This is a genomic window from Desulfosporomusa polytropa (assembly GCF_055380075.1).
Map to the genome: position 1 here is coordinate 866,939 of NZ_AP042400.1, position 17,658 is coordinate 884,596.

Sequence of the window (17,658 nt, forward strand, 5' to 3'; positions counted from 1 at the left end):
TTGAAAGTTAAACTATTTACAGCACACAACATGGCAGAAGCAATGGCTCATGTAAAACAAGATTTAGGACGAGATGCCGTTATCTTGCATACTCGCCGGTTTAAAAAAGGTGGGATTTTTGGTTTTTTTGGCAAAGAGATGGTAGAGGTCATGGCAGCCATAGATACTGTTGCCCCCAAAAAGCAGTCAATCATTGCTGCTCCGCTAGCAGCCAATATAGTAGACGATGCGAAAATAACGACGCTACAGCTTGAAATGTCGTCTATGCGGAAAATGATAGAACAAATGGTAGGCCAACTTCCTAAGAACAACAAACAATCCTCGCCCCTTATGGACTTATTAATTAAGAATGATATTGAACCTGTGATTGCCGCCAATCTAATTAAGGGATTGGCAGATGACAACGCTATTGTCGGTGGTGATCAAGGGGTTGCTCGTAAACTTTTAGTTGATCGCATCACCAATTGCTTCCAAAAAATTGATGGAATTACTATACTGCCTTCAAGCTGTAAAACGGTAGCGTTGATTGGGCCGACAGGCGTAGGAAAAACTACGACTATTGCCAAGTTAGCTGCAAATTTTGCATTAAAAGAGGGCTATAAGGTAGCTTTGATAACAGCAGATACGTATCGCATTGCTGCTGTTGAACAATTGAAAATTTATGGTGATATCATTGGTGTACCAATAGAAATTGTGTATTCTCCTGATGAGCTTAAGAATGCAATTTATCGCCATAAGGATAAGCAGTTGGTGTTAGTGGATACTGCTGGACGTAGTCCAGGCAATCATGGTCAATTAGAGGAATTGCAGGCATTATTGTCAGTGGATCCGTGTATTGAAACACATCTTGTTTTGAGTACTACAACAAAATATCGTGATGCTTTAGAAATAGTAAATAAATTTTCAATTTGCTCTCCTCAGAAATTTTTATTTACAAAAGTGGATGAAGCAAGTAATTTGGGCACCATTCTAAATTTGGTATATCATTTCCCCACCTCTTTATCATATATGACCACAGGACAAAGTGTTCCAGATGATATTGAGTTAATTACCTCTACTAAATTAGCAAATATGATTTTGAGGGATTAATATGAGTGATCAAGCTGAGAAATTGCGTCAAATGACATTAGGTTCTTCCATTCCGACAAGTGCGGTTATTAAGCAAAGTGCTAAAAGCCGGGTAATTGCAATTACTAGTGGTAAAGGCGGTGTCGGAAAGACTAATTTTACTGTAAACTTAGCGCTGGCATTAGCCGCACTAAACCAAAAGGTATTGGTAATTGATGCTGACTTAGGGATGGCTAATGTGGAAGTGGTTCTTGGTTGTTCAGCTAGTTATAATATTCTTAATTTATTGGAAGATGGCTTGAAGATTACCGACATTGCCACAGATGGTCCGCGCGGTATTAAGTTTATGGCTGGCGGTTCAGGAATTTATCATTTGGCTAATTTAAGCGATGCCCATTTAAACTATATAGTTAGCCAAATATCTTTATTTGATAATTGGGCTGACTTTATTTTAATTGATACAGGAGCCGGACTTAGCCGTAATGTTTTGAATTTTGTTATGGCTGCTGATGAAGTTATTATTATTACAACACCAGAGCCTACCGCGATAACAGATGCCTATGCGATGGTGAAAGCCTATGCAGGGCAAAAAGGGAATGCACCCCTCAAACTGGTAGTTAATCGTATTGTAGATCGTGATGAAGGCCAAATGGTTGTAGATAAATTAATGCGAGTATCCCAGCGATTTCTCGATGTGGCCATTGAGCATCTTGGTTATATTTATGAGGATCGTAATCTGGTTAAAGCAGTTAAAAGCCAAATACCGCTTTTAATATCATTTCCTGAAGCAATATCGTCGAGATGCATCGAAGATATTGCCCAGGGCGTACTTCAGGGAAAAAATGTACAACATCAGCCAAGCGGGATAAAAGGATTTTTCTATAAGTTTTTAGAATATATGTAGTAGTCCTCAAAAGGAGGGGTCGATATTAGCATTAAGCCAGAAAATATTTTTAAACTTAATCAACGTCTTGAAGTAATTGTTCCTGAACGAAGCGGGCTTGCTGAGCAATATCGCAGCCGCGTTGAAGACATGACTACTGATAGTATGGTGATAGCTATGCCAATGACTAAGGGTTTTCCAGTCATATTGCAGCGGGGGGATATATTTTTCGGGCGAACAGTGGTTAATCACGTGGCTTTTGAATTTACTAGTTCCTTCTTGGACAAACAGTTGAAGCCATTGCCTGTATGGAAGATTGCATTGCCCTATAATATAAAAAAAATTCAGCAAAGGGCTTTTGTGAGGATTGATGCGGCTTTATCTGTTCAAATTAGGGCGATTACCGATGAAAACACGGTTGATGATACAATAATTAATGCTTCAACAAAAGATATCAGTGGTGGTGGTGTGCAAATTGTTACCACCCACCGCTGGGCTATTGGAACTAAATTACTTGTTACAATTCATTATCCAGAGATTGGTTCCCTTACCTTAAAAAGTGAAGTGATCAGAGTACTCCAGCCACAACATGATCGTATGGTATTCTGGGTGGGAATGGGATTTATTGAAATTAGTGAAAAAGACCGTGGTAATATTATTAAGTTTATTTTTAAAAAACAGCTTGAACAGCGACGTAAAGGCATGGAATAACTAAGATTTTGGTGGTGATTTTATGATAAAAGTGCTGATTGTTGATGATTCTGTGTTTATGCGTAAACTTTTGGGTGATTTATTTGCCGGGGAAGCTGATTTTTCTGTGATTGATACTGCACGTAACGGTAAAGATGCAATTGATAAAGCAAACCGTTTGAAACCTGATTTAATTACTCTTGATATTGAGATGCCTGTTGTGGATGGTCTTAAGGCATTAGAAACAATTATGTCAGAGTGCCCTACACCAGTTGTTATGATTAGTAGCCTGACGCAGGCTGGTGCTAATGCTACTTTGCGGGCGCTTGAATTAGGTGCTGTCGATTTTGTTGCTAAAACGGCAGGGCCTATCTCTAATATTGCGGAAATACGAACTGAAATTCTGACTAAATGCCGGGCGGCAGTTAGAGCGAATGTCTTGCAGCTTACAAAAAGGCAGATTACTACCACTATGCCAGCGCTAAAACAATCATATGCACCTGCCTTTGGGGCACCAGAAGAACGCATTATTGCCATTGGTACTTCTACAGGTGGACCGCGGGCGTTACAGGAGGTTATAACTAAAATTCCTGGCAGCATACCCTGTGGAATTGTTATTGTTCAGCATATGCCGCCAGGATTTACCAAGTCATTAGCGGAACGGCTAAACTCGCTATCTTCTGTAACCGTGAAAGAAGCTGAACATAATGATGTTGTGCGCCCAGGTCTTGTATTGATTGCACCAGGAGATTATCATATGCTGCTTGAAAGAGAAGGTGGTAAAGTAGTTGTTAAACTTAATCAAAACCCTCCCGTCGGTGGACATAGACCAGCAGTAGATCCTCTATTCGAAGCAGTAGCACGTATTTTTGGTAGTAGAGCAATAGGTGTTATTTTAACCGGTATGGGTCATGACGGCACGATAGGTATCCAAGCGATTAAACGTCAAAATGGTCAGACTATCGCTGAAGATCAATCAACGGCAGTTGTGTTTGGAATGCCTAAATCAGCTATTGAAGCAGGTGTAGTTGATAGGGTAGCGCCCATTACTGGTATAACCGCTGAAATACTCAGAGCTTTGGCTAAACAGTAAATATAAAATGTGGGGGTGTAGATGAATGGATATCAATCAGTATATGGGGATGTTTTTAGAAGAATCGCGTGAGCACCTTCAAGCCTTGAACAGTTGTTTGCTTGATCTTGAAAATGATCCTGGCAACTTGACTGTGCTTGATGAAATATTTAGAAGTGCGCATACCATTAAAGGTATGTCTGCTACTATGGGGTTTACAACGATTGCCGAGCTTACACATGAGATGGAAAACGTTCTTGATTTGCTTCGTAAAGGGACACTTCGAGCTAATGATGATATTACTGATATTTTATTTAAGTGTGTCGATACATTAGAACAACTAGTTGAAAGTGTAGCCTCAAATTCTGATACAACTATAGAGATTAAACCGCTTATTGCCAAACTTACAGCTATTGCTAAAGGTGAGCTGCCTTCGGTAGCTGAGCAACACTCTGCGCAAACTGCGACGACGCAAGAGACTGAAGCTAGTTCGGGTGAACCGTCCGATCTTGATGATATGGAGATCAATGTTGTTACAGCTGCAAGAAAGCAAGGACTTGAGTGTTATGAAGTTCAGGTTAGTTTGCGATTAGGCTGTCTCCTTAAATCGGCTAGGGCGTATATGGTAATGAATGCATTAGAAGAACTTGGCGAAGTAATTAAGAGTGTCCCGACTGTTGAAGAATTGGAAAAAGAGAACTTCGATAACACGTTCCAAGTTAGTATTGTGACAAGCGCTGACGCTGAAAATATTGAAGCAGCTGTTCTCAGTATTTCAGAAATTGAAAAAGTAGATGTTGTTCCAGTCATAATTCCGGAAATTACTGAAAAATCAGCTGCAGTTGCAGATATTCAAGCAGAAAAACCAATTGTCAGCAATCTGGATAACAAGGTTGCTATTGACAAACCGGCAAAACAAGCTGCAAGTGAACATAATGATAAAAAACATAAAAGTGGCCAATCAGTAAGAGTGGATATTGATAAGCTGGATAGTTTGCTTAATCTTGTTGGGGAATTAGTTATTAATAAGACCCGGCTTGAACAAATCGGTTTAACGCATAGACTTCCTGATCTTATTGAAACTATGGAGCAGATGGATCGGGTAACGACAGATTTACAGGCAGTAGTTATGAAAGTTCGCATGGTTCCTGTTGGTCAAGTATTTAATCGTTTTCCCCGAATGGTTAGAGATTTGTCTCGCGAGCTAAATAAGGAAATTAATCTCATCATTCAGGGCGAAGAAACAGAGCTTGATCGCACAGTAATTGATGAAATAGGTGACCCTTTAGTTCATCTTCTTAGAAACTCGATTGATCATGGTATCGAACATCCGGCTGAACGGCAGGCCAAAGGCAAAAATCCGGTTGGTGAAGTTCGTCTAATTGCGCGGCATGAAGGTAATAATGTTATTATTATGGTTGAAGATGATGGTAAAGGTATCAATGCCGATATTATAAAACAAAAGGCAGTAGATAAGGGCATGATTACGCAAGCTGAGGCTGATAAGCTTGAACCGGCTGAAGCTGTTCGACTTGTATTTTTAGCAGGTTTCTCGACTGCTGACACAGTAACAGATGTTTCAGGACGCGGTGTTGGCATGGATGCTGTTAAAACTAAAATTGAAGAATTAGGCGGCATGGTAGATGTTGAGACAAAAATTGATGGGGGCAGTAGGTTTAAGATTCGGCTGCCACTAACGTTGGCGATTATTCAGGCATTATTAGTGAAAGTGTCTGAAGAGATTTATGCCATTCCTCTTGGCTCCATTGATAGTACCATTAATATTACTTCCCAGGATATCAAAACTATTCAAAATCAAGAAGCTATACTACTTAGGGGACAAATCATTCCAATAGTTCGTCTGGCAAAGGTGCTTAATGTTTCTAATACTTGCCAGCAAAATCAAGAAGAACTATTTGTAGTAATTGTTCATATAGGGGAAAATCGTGCCGGGATAATTGTAGACACACTTATTGGGCAGCAAGAAATAGTAATTAAATCTATGGGGAAATTACTAGCTGGAATTAAGGCTATTGCTGGTGCTACTATCTTAGGTAATGGTCAAGTTGCGCTTATTTTGGATGTTGGGGCGTTAAAGCAGTAAGAATGGGAGGAATGAAAGATGTCTGAACTAACATATTCTGGTAATGAGATTCAACTAGTGGTATTTAAATTAGGGCGCGAGGAGTATGGTGTCACTATTTTGCAAGTTCAAGAGATCAAGCGAATAACTGAGATTACGCGAGTGCCTCATTCTCCTGATTATATTAAAGGTGTAATGAATTTGCGAGGTAGTGTTTTGCCTGTTATTGATTTAAAGAAAAGGCTTAATTTACCTCCGGAGGAGTATACCGATGATACACGAATTATTATTATAAAAGTAGAAGATATAAATGTTGGCATGATTGTTGATGCAGTGTCTGAAGTAACGACAATTGACCAAAATAATATTGAACCACCGCAAACCGTTGTAGGTGGTATTGCTGCCGACTATTTAAGTGGCATCGGTAAATTAGAGAATCGACTTTTAATATTGCTTAATGCAGATGCAATTCTTGGTATCGGCCAAGAAGTTAAGGCTAGCTAAAAGGCGTAGATATCAAAGGGGTGGCAAACTTTGTCTGAGGATATATTAAAACTATCACCATTGCAGTTGGACGCCTTGAGGGAAATAGGCAATGTTGGCGCTGGCAATGCGGCAACTGCGTTATCTCAAATTATTAATAACAAAATTGATATGACAGTACCAGAAGTATCAATTCTTCCTCTTGGTGAAGTACCTGATGTCGTAGGCGGCCCGGATGCTATGGTTGCAGGTGTTTACCTTAGAGTTTTTGGTCTGGCACCTGGGAGCATCTTATTTCTGCTTCCACGGGATAGTGCCTTTTATTTGGTCGATATGTTAATGGGGCGTGAACAAGGAGAAACGCAACTTCTTAATTCTATGGATGAGTCAGCATTGATGGAGATTGGTAATATTTTAGCAGGCGCTTATTTGAATGCGCTTTCCCATTTTACTAAACTGACATTATTACCGTCTATTCCGGCATTAGCTATTGATATGGCTGGGGCCATATTAAGTGTTATATTGAGTCAATTAGGCCAAATGGGCGACCATGCATTGGTAATCGAAACAGAGTTTACTACCGAGAATGATGGCGTCAAGGGACATTTTTTCCTTATTCCTGATCCTGGTTCTCTCAGTACAATACTGGCAGCAATTGGGGTGAAGGAATAATGGCTGAGCTAATAAAAGTGGGAATGGCTGATTACAAGGTCGGGCGTAATCCCGATAGCTTGATTAGTTATGGTCTAGGATCTTGTGTCGGTATTGCACTTTTTGATTCGGTTGCCAAGGTTGGTGGATTAGCCCATATTATGTTACCTGACAGCACACAAGCTCGCTCAACAGAGAATATCGCCAAATTTGCGGATACAGCGTTACCAGCCATGCTTAGTGATATAATAAAACTAGGTGCAAGCAAGTCGCGTATTACTGCGAAGATTGCCGGTGGAGCGCAAATGTTTACCTTTGCCAATGCTACAGATATTATGCGGGTAGGTGAACGTAATGCAGAAGCTGTACGTTTAGTATTAAGGAAACTGGAGATAAGATTACTTGCTGAAGATACTGGTGGCAATTATGGACGTACAGTTGAGTTAAAACTAGATAATGGTATTTTTCGAGTCAAAACTATTGATAAAGGTGAAAAAGAATTATAATTTGGGGGAAGGACGATGGCACTAAAGTTACGGATTAGTTTATATATGGCGCTTATTGCCAGCAGCTTAACTTTATTGGTGGGTGCGCAGAATAGTATTACACTAACAGCCATGGCATACCGGACATTAGTATCGTTAGTTCTTTTTGCAATTTTTGGATATGTTTGTGGTCAATTTGCTGAGCGTTTTTTCCAAGAAAAGTTGGACAAGGTAGAGCCTAAGGGCATGAATGTTGATATTGTAAGTGGTGATGACGAACATGGGGATGAGCTGCCAGGTACAGATTTTGAACCCCTGAATCCTGAGAATTTTGAGAATATAACACTAACGCAAAAGTAATGACGGGGGGAAGCGCCAATGGCAGATAATAATGCTGAACAGAAGGCTGCGAACGCACTCAAACTTTGGCGAGAGTATAGTAATGGCAGGAACCCGGAGATTCGGGAGAAACTTATTGAGAATTATCTGCCTTTAGTTAAACTAGTAGCAGCCCGTGTTGCAGTTAGTCTTCCTCAGCATGTGGATAAAGATGATTTGATTAGTAATGGTTTTTTTGGCCTTATGGAATCCATTGAACGCTTTGATGCTGATCGAGGAGTTAAGTTCGAAACCTATGCAGTTGTCAGAATCAGGGGAGCTATTCTAGATTCACTTCGAGCTCAAGATTGGGTTCCGGCTACCATTAGACAAAAAGCACGACAATATGAACAAACAGTTACTAAGTTAGAACATGCACTAGGACGCTCGGTAAAAGATGAAGAGATTGCTATGGCAATGAAAATTCCACTTAGCGAACTTTATAAGCTTATTAATCATCTAAATGTCAGTACACTTATTCCACTTGAAGAATTTGCTAGAAACGAGACGGCTTCGCAGCATACACCGAATCCTGCCCAACATATTGAAGAACAAGAAGTAAAAAATATGTTAGCCAAGAGTATCGATAAGTTGCCAGAGAAGGAGCGTTTAGTGGTTAGTCTCTATTATTATGAAGGACTAACATTAAAAGAGATAAGCTTGATATTGAAACTGTCGGAGGCGCGTATATCGCAACTTCATACTAAAGCTATTTTCCGGTTGCGAGGTGCGCTATCAAGACTAAAATCAAGTTTTATTTAATAATCTAATCTAGTCGTTAGTACTAGTGATGGGAGAATTCGTATGAGTGACGATGCACGTTTTCTAGAACAGGCAGATGACAAAGTAAGTTCACTTGATGGATATTTTAATATTACTACAGATGAAAATAGCGTCTATCTAGCTGTGTATCCCCCACAAGGAGATGGACAGGCTGTAAAAGCACCTCAAATAATCGAACAGTTAGCAATAAGCGGTATTGGCAAAGCAGAGAATGCTTTGCTTGTGCGAGTTGTAAAAGAAGCATTAGGAACTCCAGTTAAAGTGGCTGACAAACCAGTTGAAACAGAACCGGATATTCAGATTTTGACCTCACGTGATAGAATGGAAAGCACTTTACAGGTGAATATGCCTAAAGGTTGTCGGTCTATAACTATTGATGAGATTATGGATAAGATTAAACAGGCTGGTATCGTTTATGGAATTGATAACTTGGCAATTGAAACAGCAATTAACAGACCAGGAAGCACAAGCGTTTGTGCAAAAGGCTTACAACCGATCAATGGTGTTAATGCCAGTATTACATATCTTGTTGATTTAGAAAGCAAAGGGCGACCTGTGGAGTTAGATGATGGCAGGGTCGATTTTAAAAACCTTAATATGTTCACTGTTGTTCAGCAAGATGAATTGCTAGCAGAAAAGGTACCTGCGACACAAGGGACGGCAGGTATTGACGTTTTGGGGAATGAAGTTCAGGCTAAACCAGGTAAAGATGTAGTATTGCCAACAGGTAAAAATGTTTATGCCGTAGAGGGATTGAAGGCATACGCCGGCCAAGCTGGTCAAATTGTTATTGTTAATAAAAAAATTAGTGTTATTCCCCTTATTGAAGTGAAGGGAGACGTTGATTTATCAACAGGTAATATTGAATTTGTCGGTAGTGTAATTGTAAAAGGATCAGTCCAAACTGGTTTTACGGTTAAGGCCGCAGGAAACGTAGAGATTGCCGGTAATGTTAGTGGTGGTATTGTTGAAGGCAAGAATGTCACTGTTCGTATGGGGATTCAGGGGATGAATAAGGGATATATAACAGCAAGTGAGAATGTTGTTGCAAAATATATTGAAAATGCAACAGTTTTTGCAGCAAAAGACGTTTTTGTCAGTGATGTTATTCTGCATAGTAAAGTTAGTGCTGGTAAACGAGTAATTGTTGAAGAGCGGCGAGGACTTATCGTTGGTGGACAAATATCTGCAGGTGAAGAAATTAGGGCAAAGACGATTGGTACTCATTCTGCCACTAATACTGATATTGAGGTTGGTGTAAATCCAGCACTGCGGGAAGAATACCAAACATTACGCAAAGAAATCAGAAAACTTGAATTTGACTTAGAACAAGCGCAAAAGGCTTTAAATATATTACGAGCGATGAATCAGAGTACAATGCCACCTGACAAACACGAAATGTTGCTTAAATTGACTAAAGCTCAGTTTCATTTAATTGGTCAAACTGAGACCATGCGCAACAGACTGGCAGAAATTGAAATAGCTTTAGAAGAAATGCGCTATGGGCATATTAAGGTAGCTGATACAGTTCATCCTGGGGTCAAAGTAGTTATCGGTACATTAGTGAAGCCAGTACGTGACGCTGCTAAGTTCGTGAAGTTTTATGCTGAAGACGGAGAAATTAAATCAGGCTCTTATAAATAGTGAGTAACTACCAATCCGCTTACTATATGGTTGGATGGTGATGTAATGAGTATCAGACCAATTGATATGCAGGTGCTTATTCCTAAGGTGACAGAAGTTGGAATACAGCAGAATAATCTTGCTCATCAAGGTACACTTCAGCAACAGCAATTTGCTGAACAGCTGGAAAAAACGGCCCAGTTGCGCCAACATCAGGTTCAGGGTGCAGTAAAGGGCCAAGGCGGCAAGGTTGAACGCGATGACACAAAAGAAAAAAACAATAAGCGTAATGGTAGTGATCCTGGCCAAAATAGAAATGTAGCATCCAACGATTCTCTAGAATCAGAAGATTCGGCAAAACAGACTGCGAGGCCAGATCCGGTACTTGGACATATTATTGATATTAAAACGTAGTATTACTGAGGTGATATTTTTGCTTACCAACGTTATTGTTGTTTTACTTGTGATAGTTCTTTTGGGTTTTTTAGCGATATATAAAAAAGAAATGATTATTAAGATGTTTATATTGAGTATGTCTGCTCCAGCTAATGAATTTACGCAGCAACTCGAACAAACAGCAGACTCCATTATTAGACGCATGGAAGAAGAAACTACGCAACTTGAGCTATTACTTGAAGAAGCTGAGACGAAAATTGGCATGCTTAGCCACCAGGTTGAGCATGCCAATAAAATTATTGCGCAGCTAGTAGAGTTGCAGGAAAAACCTAACGTAGTTAATCAACCGGAAATAGATACTGCAGAGATTAGTAGTACACCAGTGCTAAATGCTGCAAATGATGTTACGCTTGAGGAGATTCAGCCTGTTACGGAACTAACGATTGACGCTGATGAGAATCAACATACCGAATTAATAAATATTGAAAAATATCGTCACATTATTGCCATGGCTGACCAGGGCTATACTGTGACAGAAATTGCTAAAGCAACAGGTATGGGGAAGGGCGAGATTATGCTACTACTGCAATTGAATAAAAAATAAGGAAGTTGATATAATAAATAGTAAGAAATTATGAGAATTTGACTTGTTATCAGAGGAAAGTTATGATATACTATTTTTCGGTGTATCACACACGCAATCTAATTTTGCTACTGTGCCAAAATGGTGAAGGCAAAAGATGCGGGTTGCGGCGGTAATTTAACAGGAGGTGTATTTATGTCAGTTATTTCTATGAAACAGCTTTTGGAAGCAGGTGTACATTTTGGTCACCAAACCAGAAGATGGAACCCCAAAATGGCTCCGTACATATTTACGGAGCGTAATGGTATTTACATTATTGACCTACAGAAAACAGTAAAAAAGGTGGAAGAAGCGTATAATTTTGTGCGTGACTTAGCTGCTCAGGGACAAACGATGCTGTTCGTAGGTACTAAAAAGCAAGCTCAGGAAGCTGTAAAAGATGAAGCTATCAGATGTGACATGTTCTATGTCAATGAAAGATGGCTAGGTGGTATGTTGACCAACTTCCAAACAATTCAAAAACGCATTAACAGACTGCGTGAACTGGAAGATTTGGAAGCTAAAGGTATGTTTGAAGTATTGCCTAAAAAAGAAGTCATTACTTTACGCCACGAAATGGAACGGTTACAAAAATTCCTTGGTGGTATTAAAAATATGCACAAATTGCCAGGCGCACTTTTTATTATTGATCCTCGCAAAGAGCGCATTGCTGTGGCAGAAGCTCGTAACTTAGGTATTCCTATTGTTGGGATTGTTGACACTAACTGTGATCCTGATGAAATTGATTATGTTATTCCTGGTAACGATGATGCTATTCGCGCTGTTAAATTGCTTACCGCAAAGGTTGCCGACGCTGTCATGGAAGGTCGCCAAGGCGAACAGATGGCAGAGTAAACTATTATGTGCACATTAAAGGTAAGGGGTTTTCGGCCCTCTTACCTTTAATAATAGTTAGGAGGATTTTAAATGATAACTGCAGGAATGGTTAAAGAACTACGGGAACGTACTGGTGCCGGCATGATGGATTGCAAAAAGGCATTAAGCGAGACTAATGGTGATATGGAAAAGTCTGTTGACTTGTTACGAGAAAAAGGTTTGGCTGCTGCTGCCAAAAAGGCTAGCCGTATAGCTTCGGAAGGTCTTGTTGAATCATACATACATGGTGCTGGACGTATCGGAGTTTTGCTTGAGGTAAATTGTGAAACTGATTTTGTTGCTAAAACTGAGGATTTTAAATCATTAGTACGAGATATAGCCATGCAGATTGCTGCGGCTAATCCTGGTTATGTTGCGCGAGAAGAAGTACCTGAAGAAATTTTGAACCACGAAAGAGAAATTCTGCGGGCGCAGGCTCTGAACGAAGGTAAGCCGGCTAATATTGTTGAAAAAATGATAGAGGGTCGCTTGAAAAAATTCTATCAGGAAAATTGTTTATTGGAGCAGGCTTTTATCAAAGATCCTGATAAAACAATAACTCAATTAATTACCGAACGAGTATCAAAAATTGGTGAAAATATTTCGGTTCGTCGTTTCACTAGATATCAATTAGGTGAAGGTATTGAGAAAAAGGCCAACGATTTTGCAGCTGAAGTAATGGCGGCTGTTAATAAATAAGAGAACACTAAGTGTTCTCTTTTTTCTCCCAGAGGGAAAGTGTAACTTTCCCTGGATAAGGGCAACATCGACTTCCGCTGTCGCCTAAAGGCTCGGCGCAAGCTGTGTTTTCTTTAAAAAAATATTTTGTGAAATAAAGGATTTATTCACTGTTTGTAGAAATATAATTTCAAAGGAGGTTTCCCTATTGGTCGCTGGTAAATATAAGCGCGTTGTCTTAAAATTAAGTGGTGAAGCTTTGGCTGGTAATAAAGGCTATGGTATCGATCCTGTTGTTGTTGATTCTATTGCCAAAGAAATCAAAGAGGTTAAAACAAATAACTTGGATGTGGCCATTGTTGTTGGTGGCGGGAATATCTGGCGTGGTCTTGCGGGTAGTGCAAAAGGAATGGATCGTGCTACTGCTGACTACATGGGAATGCTAGCAACCGTTATGAATGCACTTGCGTTGCAAGATGCACTTGAACACTGTGGTGTTGATTCAAGAGTACAGACTGCTATTAATATGCAACAGGTTGCTGAGCCTTATATCCGTCGTCGGGCTATCCGCCATATGGAAAAAGGACGCGTAGTTATTTTTGCCGCAGGTACGGGAAATCCTTATTTTTCAACAGATACGACAGCTGCGCTACGAGCGGCTGAAATTGAAGCAGATGCAATTTTGATGGCAAAAAAGAACACTGACGGGGTATATGATTCTGATCCACGTCACAATCCTGATGCCAAGAAGTTTAAAGAACTTGAATACATTGAGGTTTTACAGCGCGGATTAGGAGTTATGGATTCTACAGCTACTTCGTTATGTATGGATAATAAAATTCCAATTGTAGTATTTAGTATCGATGAGCCAGGCAATATCTTGCAAGCAGCGCTAGGCAAAGATATCGGAACTATCGTTGGGGGAGAAAAGAAATGACAATTAAGGAAATTCATTCTGTCCAGGAGGACAAAATGAAGAAGGCAATAGAAGTTCTACGGAAAGAGTATGGTAGTCTGCGTGCTGGCAGGGCAACTCCTTCACTTCTAGAAAAGGTTATGGTTGATTATTATGGTTCACCAACACCCGTTAATCAAGTAGCCAATGTTTCAGTTCCTGAACCGAGGATGATTGTCATTCAGCCATGGGAAAAAACAATGCTTAATGCCATTGATAAGGCTATCCAAAAATCGGATTTAGGATTAATGCCTACAAATGATGGTATTATCATTAGACTAAATATTCCTCAACTTACCCAGGAACGCCGTTCGGAAATTGTTAAAGTTATACATAAAAAAGCGGAAGAATGCAGAGTGGCTATCCGTAATCTTAGGCGCGATGCCAATGATACAATAAAAAAGCTTGAAAAAGACAAGACAGTCTCTGAAGATGAGACAAAAAAAGCGCAAGATGACATTCAAAAATTAACAGATAGATATATTAAAGAAGTAGATCAGATTATGGCTGTAAAAGAAAAAGATATAATGGAAGTGTAATATGCTAGATACAGTTGCTCAACCGTTAGCTAAAGTTATTAGCAGATTGGAACAAGCAAATTGCAAATATAGCATTAGCATTACGAAGCCATCGCGAAATACCTTTCAACTTGAAGATACACTTTACGTTATAAGGCAGCAATTAGATGCTGATGGTATTTTGAATTTAGTAGCTGCTGCTAAAATGGGAAAGGAGGTGTTTTAATAAATGGCTTACAAAATTACAGATGAGTGTGTTGCTTGTGGTTCTTGTGCTGCAACCTGCCCGGTTGAAGCTATTAAAGAAGGGGAACCAATTTACAGCATTGATGCTGAAGAGTGTGTTGAGTGTGGTTCTTGTGCTGAAGCTTGCCCTACGGGTGCAATAGTAGCTCCAGAGTAATTTAAATCCCCCTCGTAAGAGGGGGTTTAAATTTACCCTAACAGAAAGTATAACTTTCTTAAGAACAGGATAAGGGCAACATCGGCTTCCGCTTTCGCCAAAGGCTCGGCGCAAGTCGTGTTTTCTCTATATTTACTGGCTAACTTTTCTGAATTTTGGAGATAATTTTGGTAATAACTATGCTGCAGTTTGGCGGAGGGGCTTAGTGTGTGGAAAAAGTGGTTTAGTGATAAGGCTGCTAATAAGCAAAACGATTATAATACAATTGATCTGAATAGAATTCCGTGCCATGTGGCAATCATTATGGATGGTAACGGCAGATGGGCTCAAAAGAAAGGCCTTCCCCGCACGTTAGGCCATCGTGCGGGGGCTGAAACGCTACGAGAAATTGTCATGACAGCTTCGGAGATTGGTATAAAAGTTCTTACTGCGTACGCGTTTTCTACGGAAAATTGGCGACGGCCAGTTGATGAAGTCAGCTTGCTTATGGGTTTACTGGCTGAATATCTTGATAATGAGATCAATGAATTGGATAAAAACAATGTGCAAATCAGATTTATTGGTAAGATTGAGGAACTGGCTTTAGTTTTACAGAAAAAAATAGAAAAAGCTCAGACGCTGACTGCTCACAATACCGGTTTAATTTTAAACCTAGCTGTAAATTATGGTGGACGGGCAGAGTTGACGCGTGCTGTTAAGATAATTACTGAAAAAGTATTAAATCAAGAATTGAGTGTACAAGATATCACTGAGGCAATTATTGAAGAAAATTTATATACAACGAACCTTCCTGCTCCAGACTTATTAATTAGGCCTAGTGGGGATTTTCGTATTAGCAATTTTTTATTGTGGCAAGTTGCGTATGCTGAATTTTGGTTTACTGAGACGAATTGGCCAGACTTTAAACCAGATAACTTTTTACAGGCAATACGCGATTATCAGCAACGGGAACGAAGATTTGGCGGTATTAAAAATACAAAAAAACGGTAGGTGCATATATTGCTAGGTACGCGTATTTTAACAGCAGTTATTGGGATTCCAATAGCCATATATATTATTACCTATGGTAGTTGGCTGTTTGCGGCAACAATACTATTGCTTGCAGTGATTGCCTGGCATGAATTCTTTACCATGATGCAGGCCAAAAATATTAAAATTCAATATAGTATTGGTCTTATCAGCATTATTTTAGCACTAGGTTGTGCATGGATAGGAAACGCGCAGGAATTAATTATGGTAATGATGTTAGCCATATTATTAATTATGGCGCAAACAATACTCAATCATAAGAATTTTGGGGTTGCTGAGGCTGCTTTTACTATATTGGGTACAATGTATATTAGTTTGCCATTTGCCCATTTGTTACTTCTCCGTTTTACCGATCAATATGATTATATGTATACGGCATTTGGCAATTTATCAGCAGGTGCTGTCTATCTGTGGCTAGCTTTTCTAGGAACATGGGCCAGCGATACGCTGGCTTATTTTGTGGGCTCAGTGCTTGGCCAGCACAAGTTGTGTCCGAATATTAGTCCTGGGAAAACCGTTGAAGGAGCTATCGGCGGTTTAGTTGGCAGTATTGCAGGTGTAGCTTCCATGGGCTATCTGTGCGGCTTGCCTTTACTACATATGATTTTTTTGGGCATATTGATAGGAATTGCTGCTCCACTAGGCGATCTTGCCGAGTCAGTGTTAAAAAGGTTTACCGGAGTTAAAGACTCTGGTAATATTTTACCAGGACATGGTGGGATACTTGATCGTTTTGATGCCATTATGTTTTCTGTACCAGTAGTATATTATTATGTAACAGCATTTATTATTGCTTAGAGACATAGATGGGAGAGTTCCTTAATGAAGCATATTGCAATTTTAGGAAGTACTGGTTCGATTGGTACGCAGTCGTTAGATGTAATTGCCGCTAACGCAGATAAGTATAAGATAACAGCCTTAGCGGCCTATCAAAATGAACAGTTACTAGCTGAGCAGATTGAGTATTTTAAACCAAAGCTTGCTGTATTAATTGATAAATCGGCAGCTGACCGTATGGTCAATACCTATCAAGGAAAAACAAAAATTTTAGCTGGTGAAGAAGGGCTACTTGAAGCGGCCACTTTTTATCAGACAGATACTGTTTTGACATCATTAGTTGGATTTGCTGGGTTAAAGCCAACGGTTGCTGCCATAAAAGCAAAAAAAAATATAGCGCTGGCTAATAAAGAAACCCTTGTGGCTGCCGGTGAATTAGTGATGTCACTAGCAAAGAAATATAATGTTAGTATTTCACCAGTTGACAGTGAGCATAGTGCTGTTTTTCAATGTTTGAATGGAGAAAATAAACAGCAGATAAATCGGATTATTTTAACAGCATCTGGTGGGCCATTTCGCGGGCGTACGGTTGAAGAAATGAGTCAGGTGACTATTGAAGATTGCCTTAAGCATCCTAATTGGTCTATGGGGCGAAAAATTACTATTGATTCTGCTACTTTGGCCAATAAAGGTTTGGAAGTAATAGAAGCAAAATGGCTATTTGGCGTTGAGTATGACAATATTGATGTTTGTGTTCATCCGCAGAGCATAATTCATTCGATGGTTGAATTTATTGATGGTAGTGTTATGGCTCAGCTAGGAATGCCGGATATGCGACTACCTATCCAATACGCTTTATCTTATCCTGAACGCTTACCATCTAAGTTTCCCCGTTTAGACTTGAAGACATTATCTGCACTGACTTTTGCTGAACCTGATACGGTGAATTTTCCGGCATTAAAGCTAGCGTATAGTGCAGGGAAAAAAGGCGGAACAATGCCCTGCGTTTTCAATGCAGCTAATGAAGTTGCAGTGTATGCTTTTTTAAATGGGGAAATTGGTTTTCTTGATATCGTTCAGGTAATACGGTATACTATGGAAAAACATACCCTGATTACCACTCCCGATTTGGAGCAGATTCATACTGCTGATGCATGGGCACGTCGCTCAGCACTCCTAGTAGTAAATGATTTGAAAAAATGATA

22 protein-coding genes are annotated in these 17,658 nt (G+C 39.7%); all 22 read left to right on the top strand.

Features of this window, described 5'->3' with window-relative positions; translation table 11 throughout:
• The 22 genes from flhF (at position 1) to ACZ449_RS05960 (ending at position 17,656) form a co-directional block, all read left to right on the top strand.
• Positions 1 to 1,089 carry a flagellar biosynthesis protein FlhF gene (gene flhF, locus ACZ449_RS05855; protein WP_464260115.1) on the top strand — a complete coding sequence of 363 codons (1,089 nt, stop codon included), beginning with the start codon at positions 1 to 3 and terminating at the stop codon, positions 1,087 to 1,089.
• A 1-nt stretch (position 1,090) separates the two neighbouring features.
• Positions 1,091 to 1,972, top strand: coding sequence for a MinD/ParA family protein (locus ACZ449_RS05860; RefSeq protein ID WP_464260116.1), 882 nt, complete (start codon positions 1,091 to 1,093; stop codon positions 1,970 to 1,972).
• 45 nt (positions 1,973 to 2,017) lie between these two features.
• Positions 2,018 to 2,662, top strand: coding sequence for a flagellar brake protein (locus ACZ449_RS05865; protein WP_464261823.1), 645 nt, complete (start codon positions 2,018 to 2,020; stop codon positions 2,660 to 2,662).
• Between the two features lie 22 nt (positions 2,663 to 2,684).
• On the top strand, positions 2,685 to 3,734 hold the full coding sequence (locus ACZ449_RS05870; protein WP_464260117.1) for a protein-glutamate methylesterase/protein-glutamine glutaminase: 1,050 nt from the start codon (positions 2,685 to 2,687) through the stop codon (positions 3,732 to 3,734).
• A gap of 25 nt (positions 3,735 to 3,759) precedes the next feature.
• The gene (locus tag ACZ449_RS05875) at positions 3,760 to 5,817 is read left to right on the top strand and encodes a chemotaxis protein CheW (protein ID WP_464260118.1); all 2,058 of its coding nucleotides are present in this window, start codon (positions 3,760 to 3,762) and stop codon (positions 5,815 to 5,817) included.
• 18 nt (positions 5,818 to 5,835) lie between these two features.
• A complete protein-coding gene (locus tag ACZ449_RS05880; protein WP_464260119.1) occupies positions 5,836 to 6,300 on the top strand; it encodes a chemotaxis protein CheW in 465 nt (154 codons plus the stop codon).
• 30 nt (positions 6,301 to 6,330) lie between these two features.
• The gene (locus tag ACZ449_RS05885; protein ID WP_464260120.1) at positions 6,331 to 6,951 is read left to right on the top strand and encodes a chemotaxis protein CheC; all 621 of its coding nucleotides are present in this window, start codon (positions 6,331 to 6,333) and stop codon (positions 6,949 to 6,951) included.
• Positions 6,951 to 7,436, top strand: coding sequence for a chemotaxis protein CheD (locus ACZ449_RS05890; protein ID WP_464260121.1), 486 nt, complete (start codon positions 6,951 to 6,953; stop codon positions 7,434 to 7,436). Before ACZ449_RS05885 ends, ACZ449_RS05890 begins: the two co-directional genes overlap by 1 nt.
• Positions 7,437 to 7,451: 15 nt before the next feature.
• The gene (locus ACZ449_RS05895) at positions 7,452 to 7,775 is read left to right on the top strand and encodes a hypothetical protein (protein WP_464260122.1); all 324 of its coding nucleotides are present in this window, start codon (positions 7,452 to 7,454) and stop codon (positions 7,773 to 7,775) included.
• Between the two features lie 18 nt (positions 7,776 to 7,793).
• A complete protein-coding gene (locus ACZ449_RS05900) occupies positions 7,794 to 8,555 on the top strand; it encodes a FliA/WhiG family RNA polymerase sigma factor (RefSeq protein ID WP_464260123.1) in 762 nt (253 codons plus the stop codon).
• 42 nt (positions 8,556 to 8,597) lie between these two features.
• On the top strand, positions 8,598 to 10,220 hold the full coding sequence (locus tag ACZ449_RS05905) for a DUF342 domain-containing protein (RefSeq protein WP_464260124.1): 1,623 nt from the start codon (positions 8,598 to 8,600) through the stop codon (positions 10,218 to 10,220).
• A gap of 45 nt (positions 10,221 to 10,265) precedes the next feature.
• Positions 10,266 to 10,613, top strand: coding sequence for a hypothetical protein (locus ACZ449_RS05910; protein ID WP_464260125.1), 348 nt, complete (start codon positions 10,266 to 10,268; stop codon positions 10,611 to 10,613).
• 19 nt (positions 10,614 to 10,632) lie between these two features.
• Positions 10,633 to 11,199 (top strand): DUF6115 domain-containing protein, encoded by a 567-nt coding sequence (locus ACZ449_RS05915; protein WP_464260126.1) that lies wholly within the window; start codon positions 10,633 to 10,635, stop codon positions 11,197 to 11,199.
• A 174-nt stretch (positions 11,200 to 11,373) separates the two neighbouring features.
• Entirely contained in the window at positions 11,374 to 12,072 is a 699-nt protein-coding gene (rpsB, locus tag ACZ449_RS05920) for a 30S ribosomal protein S2 (protein ID WP_464260127.1), read from the top strand.
• Positions 12,073 to 12,144: 72 nt separating this feature from the next.
• Positions 12,145 to 12,792 carry a translation elongation factor Ts gene (gene tsf / locus ACZ449_RS05925; RefSeq protein WP_464260128.1) on the top strand — a complete coding sequence of 216 codons (648 nt, stop codon included), beginning with the start codon at positions 12,145 to 12,147 and terminating at the stop codon, positions 12,790 to 12,792.
• Positions 12,793 to 12,979: 187 nt separating this feature from the next.
• Entirely contained in the window at positions 12,980 to 13,708 is a 729-nt protein-coding gene (gene pyrH / locus ACZ449_RS05930; RefSeq protein ID WP_464260129.1) for a UMP kinase, read from the top strand.
• Positions 13,705 to 14,265: a ribosome recycling factor gene (gene frr, locus ACZ449_RS05935; protein WP_464260130.1), complete on the top strand. Its 561-nt coding sequence runs from the start codon at positions 13,705 to 13,707 to the stop codon at positions 14,263 to 14,265. The genes pyrH and frr overlap by 4 nt, the downstream gene beginning before the upstream one ends.
• A 1-nt stretch (position 14,266) precedes the next feature.
• Entirely contained in the window at positions 14,267 to 14,470 is a 204-nt protein-coding gene (locus ACZ449_RS05940) for a hypothetical protein (RefSeq protein ID WP_464260131.1), read from the top strand.
• 3 nt (positions 14,471 to 14,473) lie between these two features.
• Positions 14,474 to 14,647, top strand: a complete 174-nt coding sequence (locus ACZ449_RS05945; RefSeq protein ID WP_021167616.1) for a DUF362 domain-containing protein — start codon at positions 14,474 to 14,476, stop codon at positions 14,645 to 14,647.
• 207 nt (positions 14,648 to 14,854) lie between these two features.
• The gene (locus ACZ449_RS05950; RefSeq protein WP_464260132.1) at positions 14,855 to 15,637 is read left to right on the top strand and encodes an isoprenyl transferase; all 783 of its coding nucleotides are present in this window, start codon (positions 14,855 to 14,857) and stop codon (positions 15,635 to 15,637) included.
• Positions 15,638 to 15,646: 9 nt separating this feature from the next.
• Positions 15,647 to 16,474, top strand: a complete 828-nt coding sequence (locus tag ACZ449_RS05955) for a phosphatidate cytidylyltransferase (protein ID WP_464260133.1) — start codon at positions 15,647 to 15,649, stop codon at positions 16,472 to 16,474.
• A gap of 24 nt (positions 16,475 to 16,498) precedes the next feature.
• On the top strand, positions 16,499 to 17,656 hold the full coding sequence (locus tag ACZ449_RS05960; protein WP_464260134.1) for a 1-deoxy-D-xylulose-5-phosphate reductoisomerase: 1,158 nt from the start codon (positions 16,499 to 16,501) through the stop codon (positions 17,654 to 17,656).
• Positions 17,657 to 17,658: the final 2 nt, after the last annotated feature.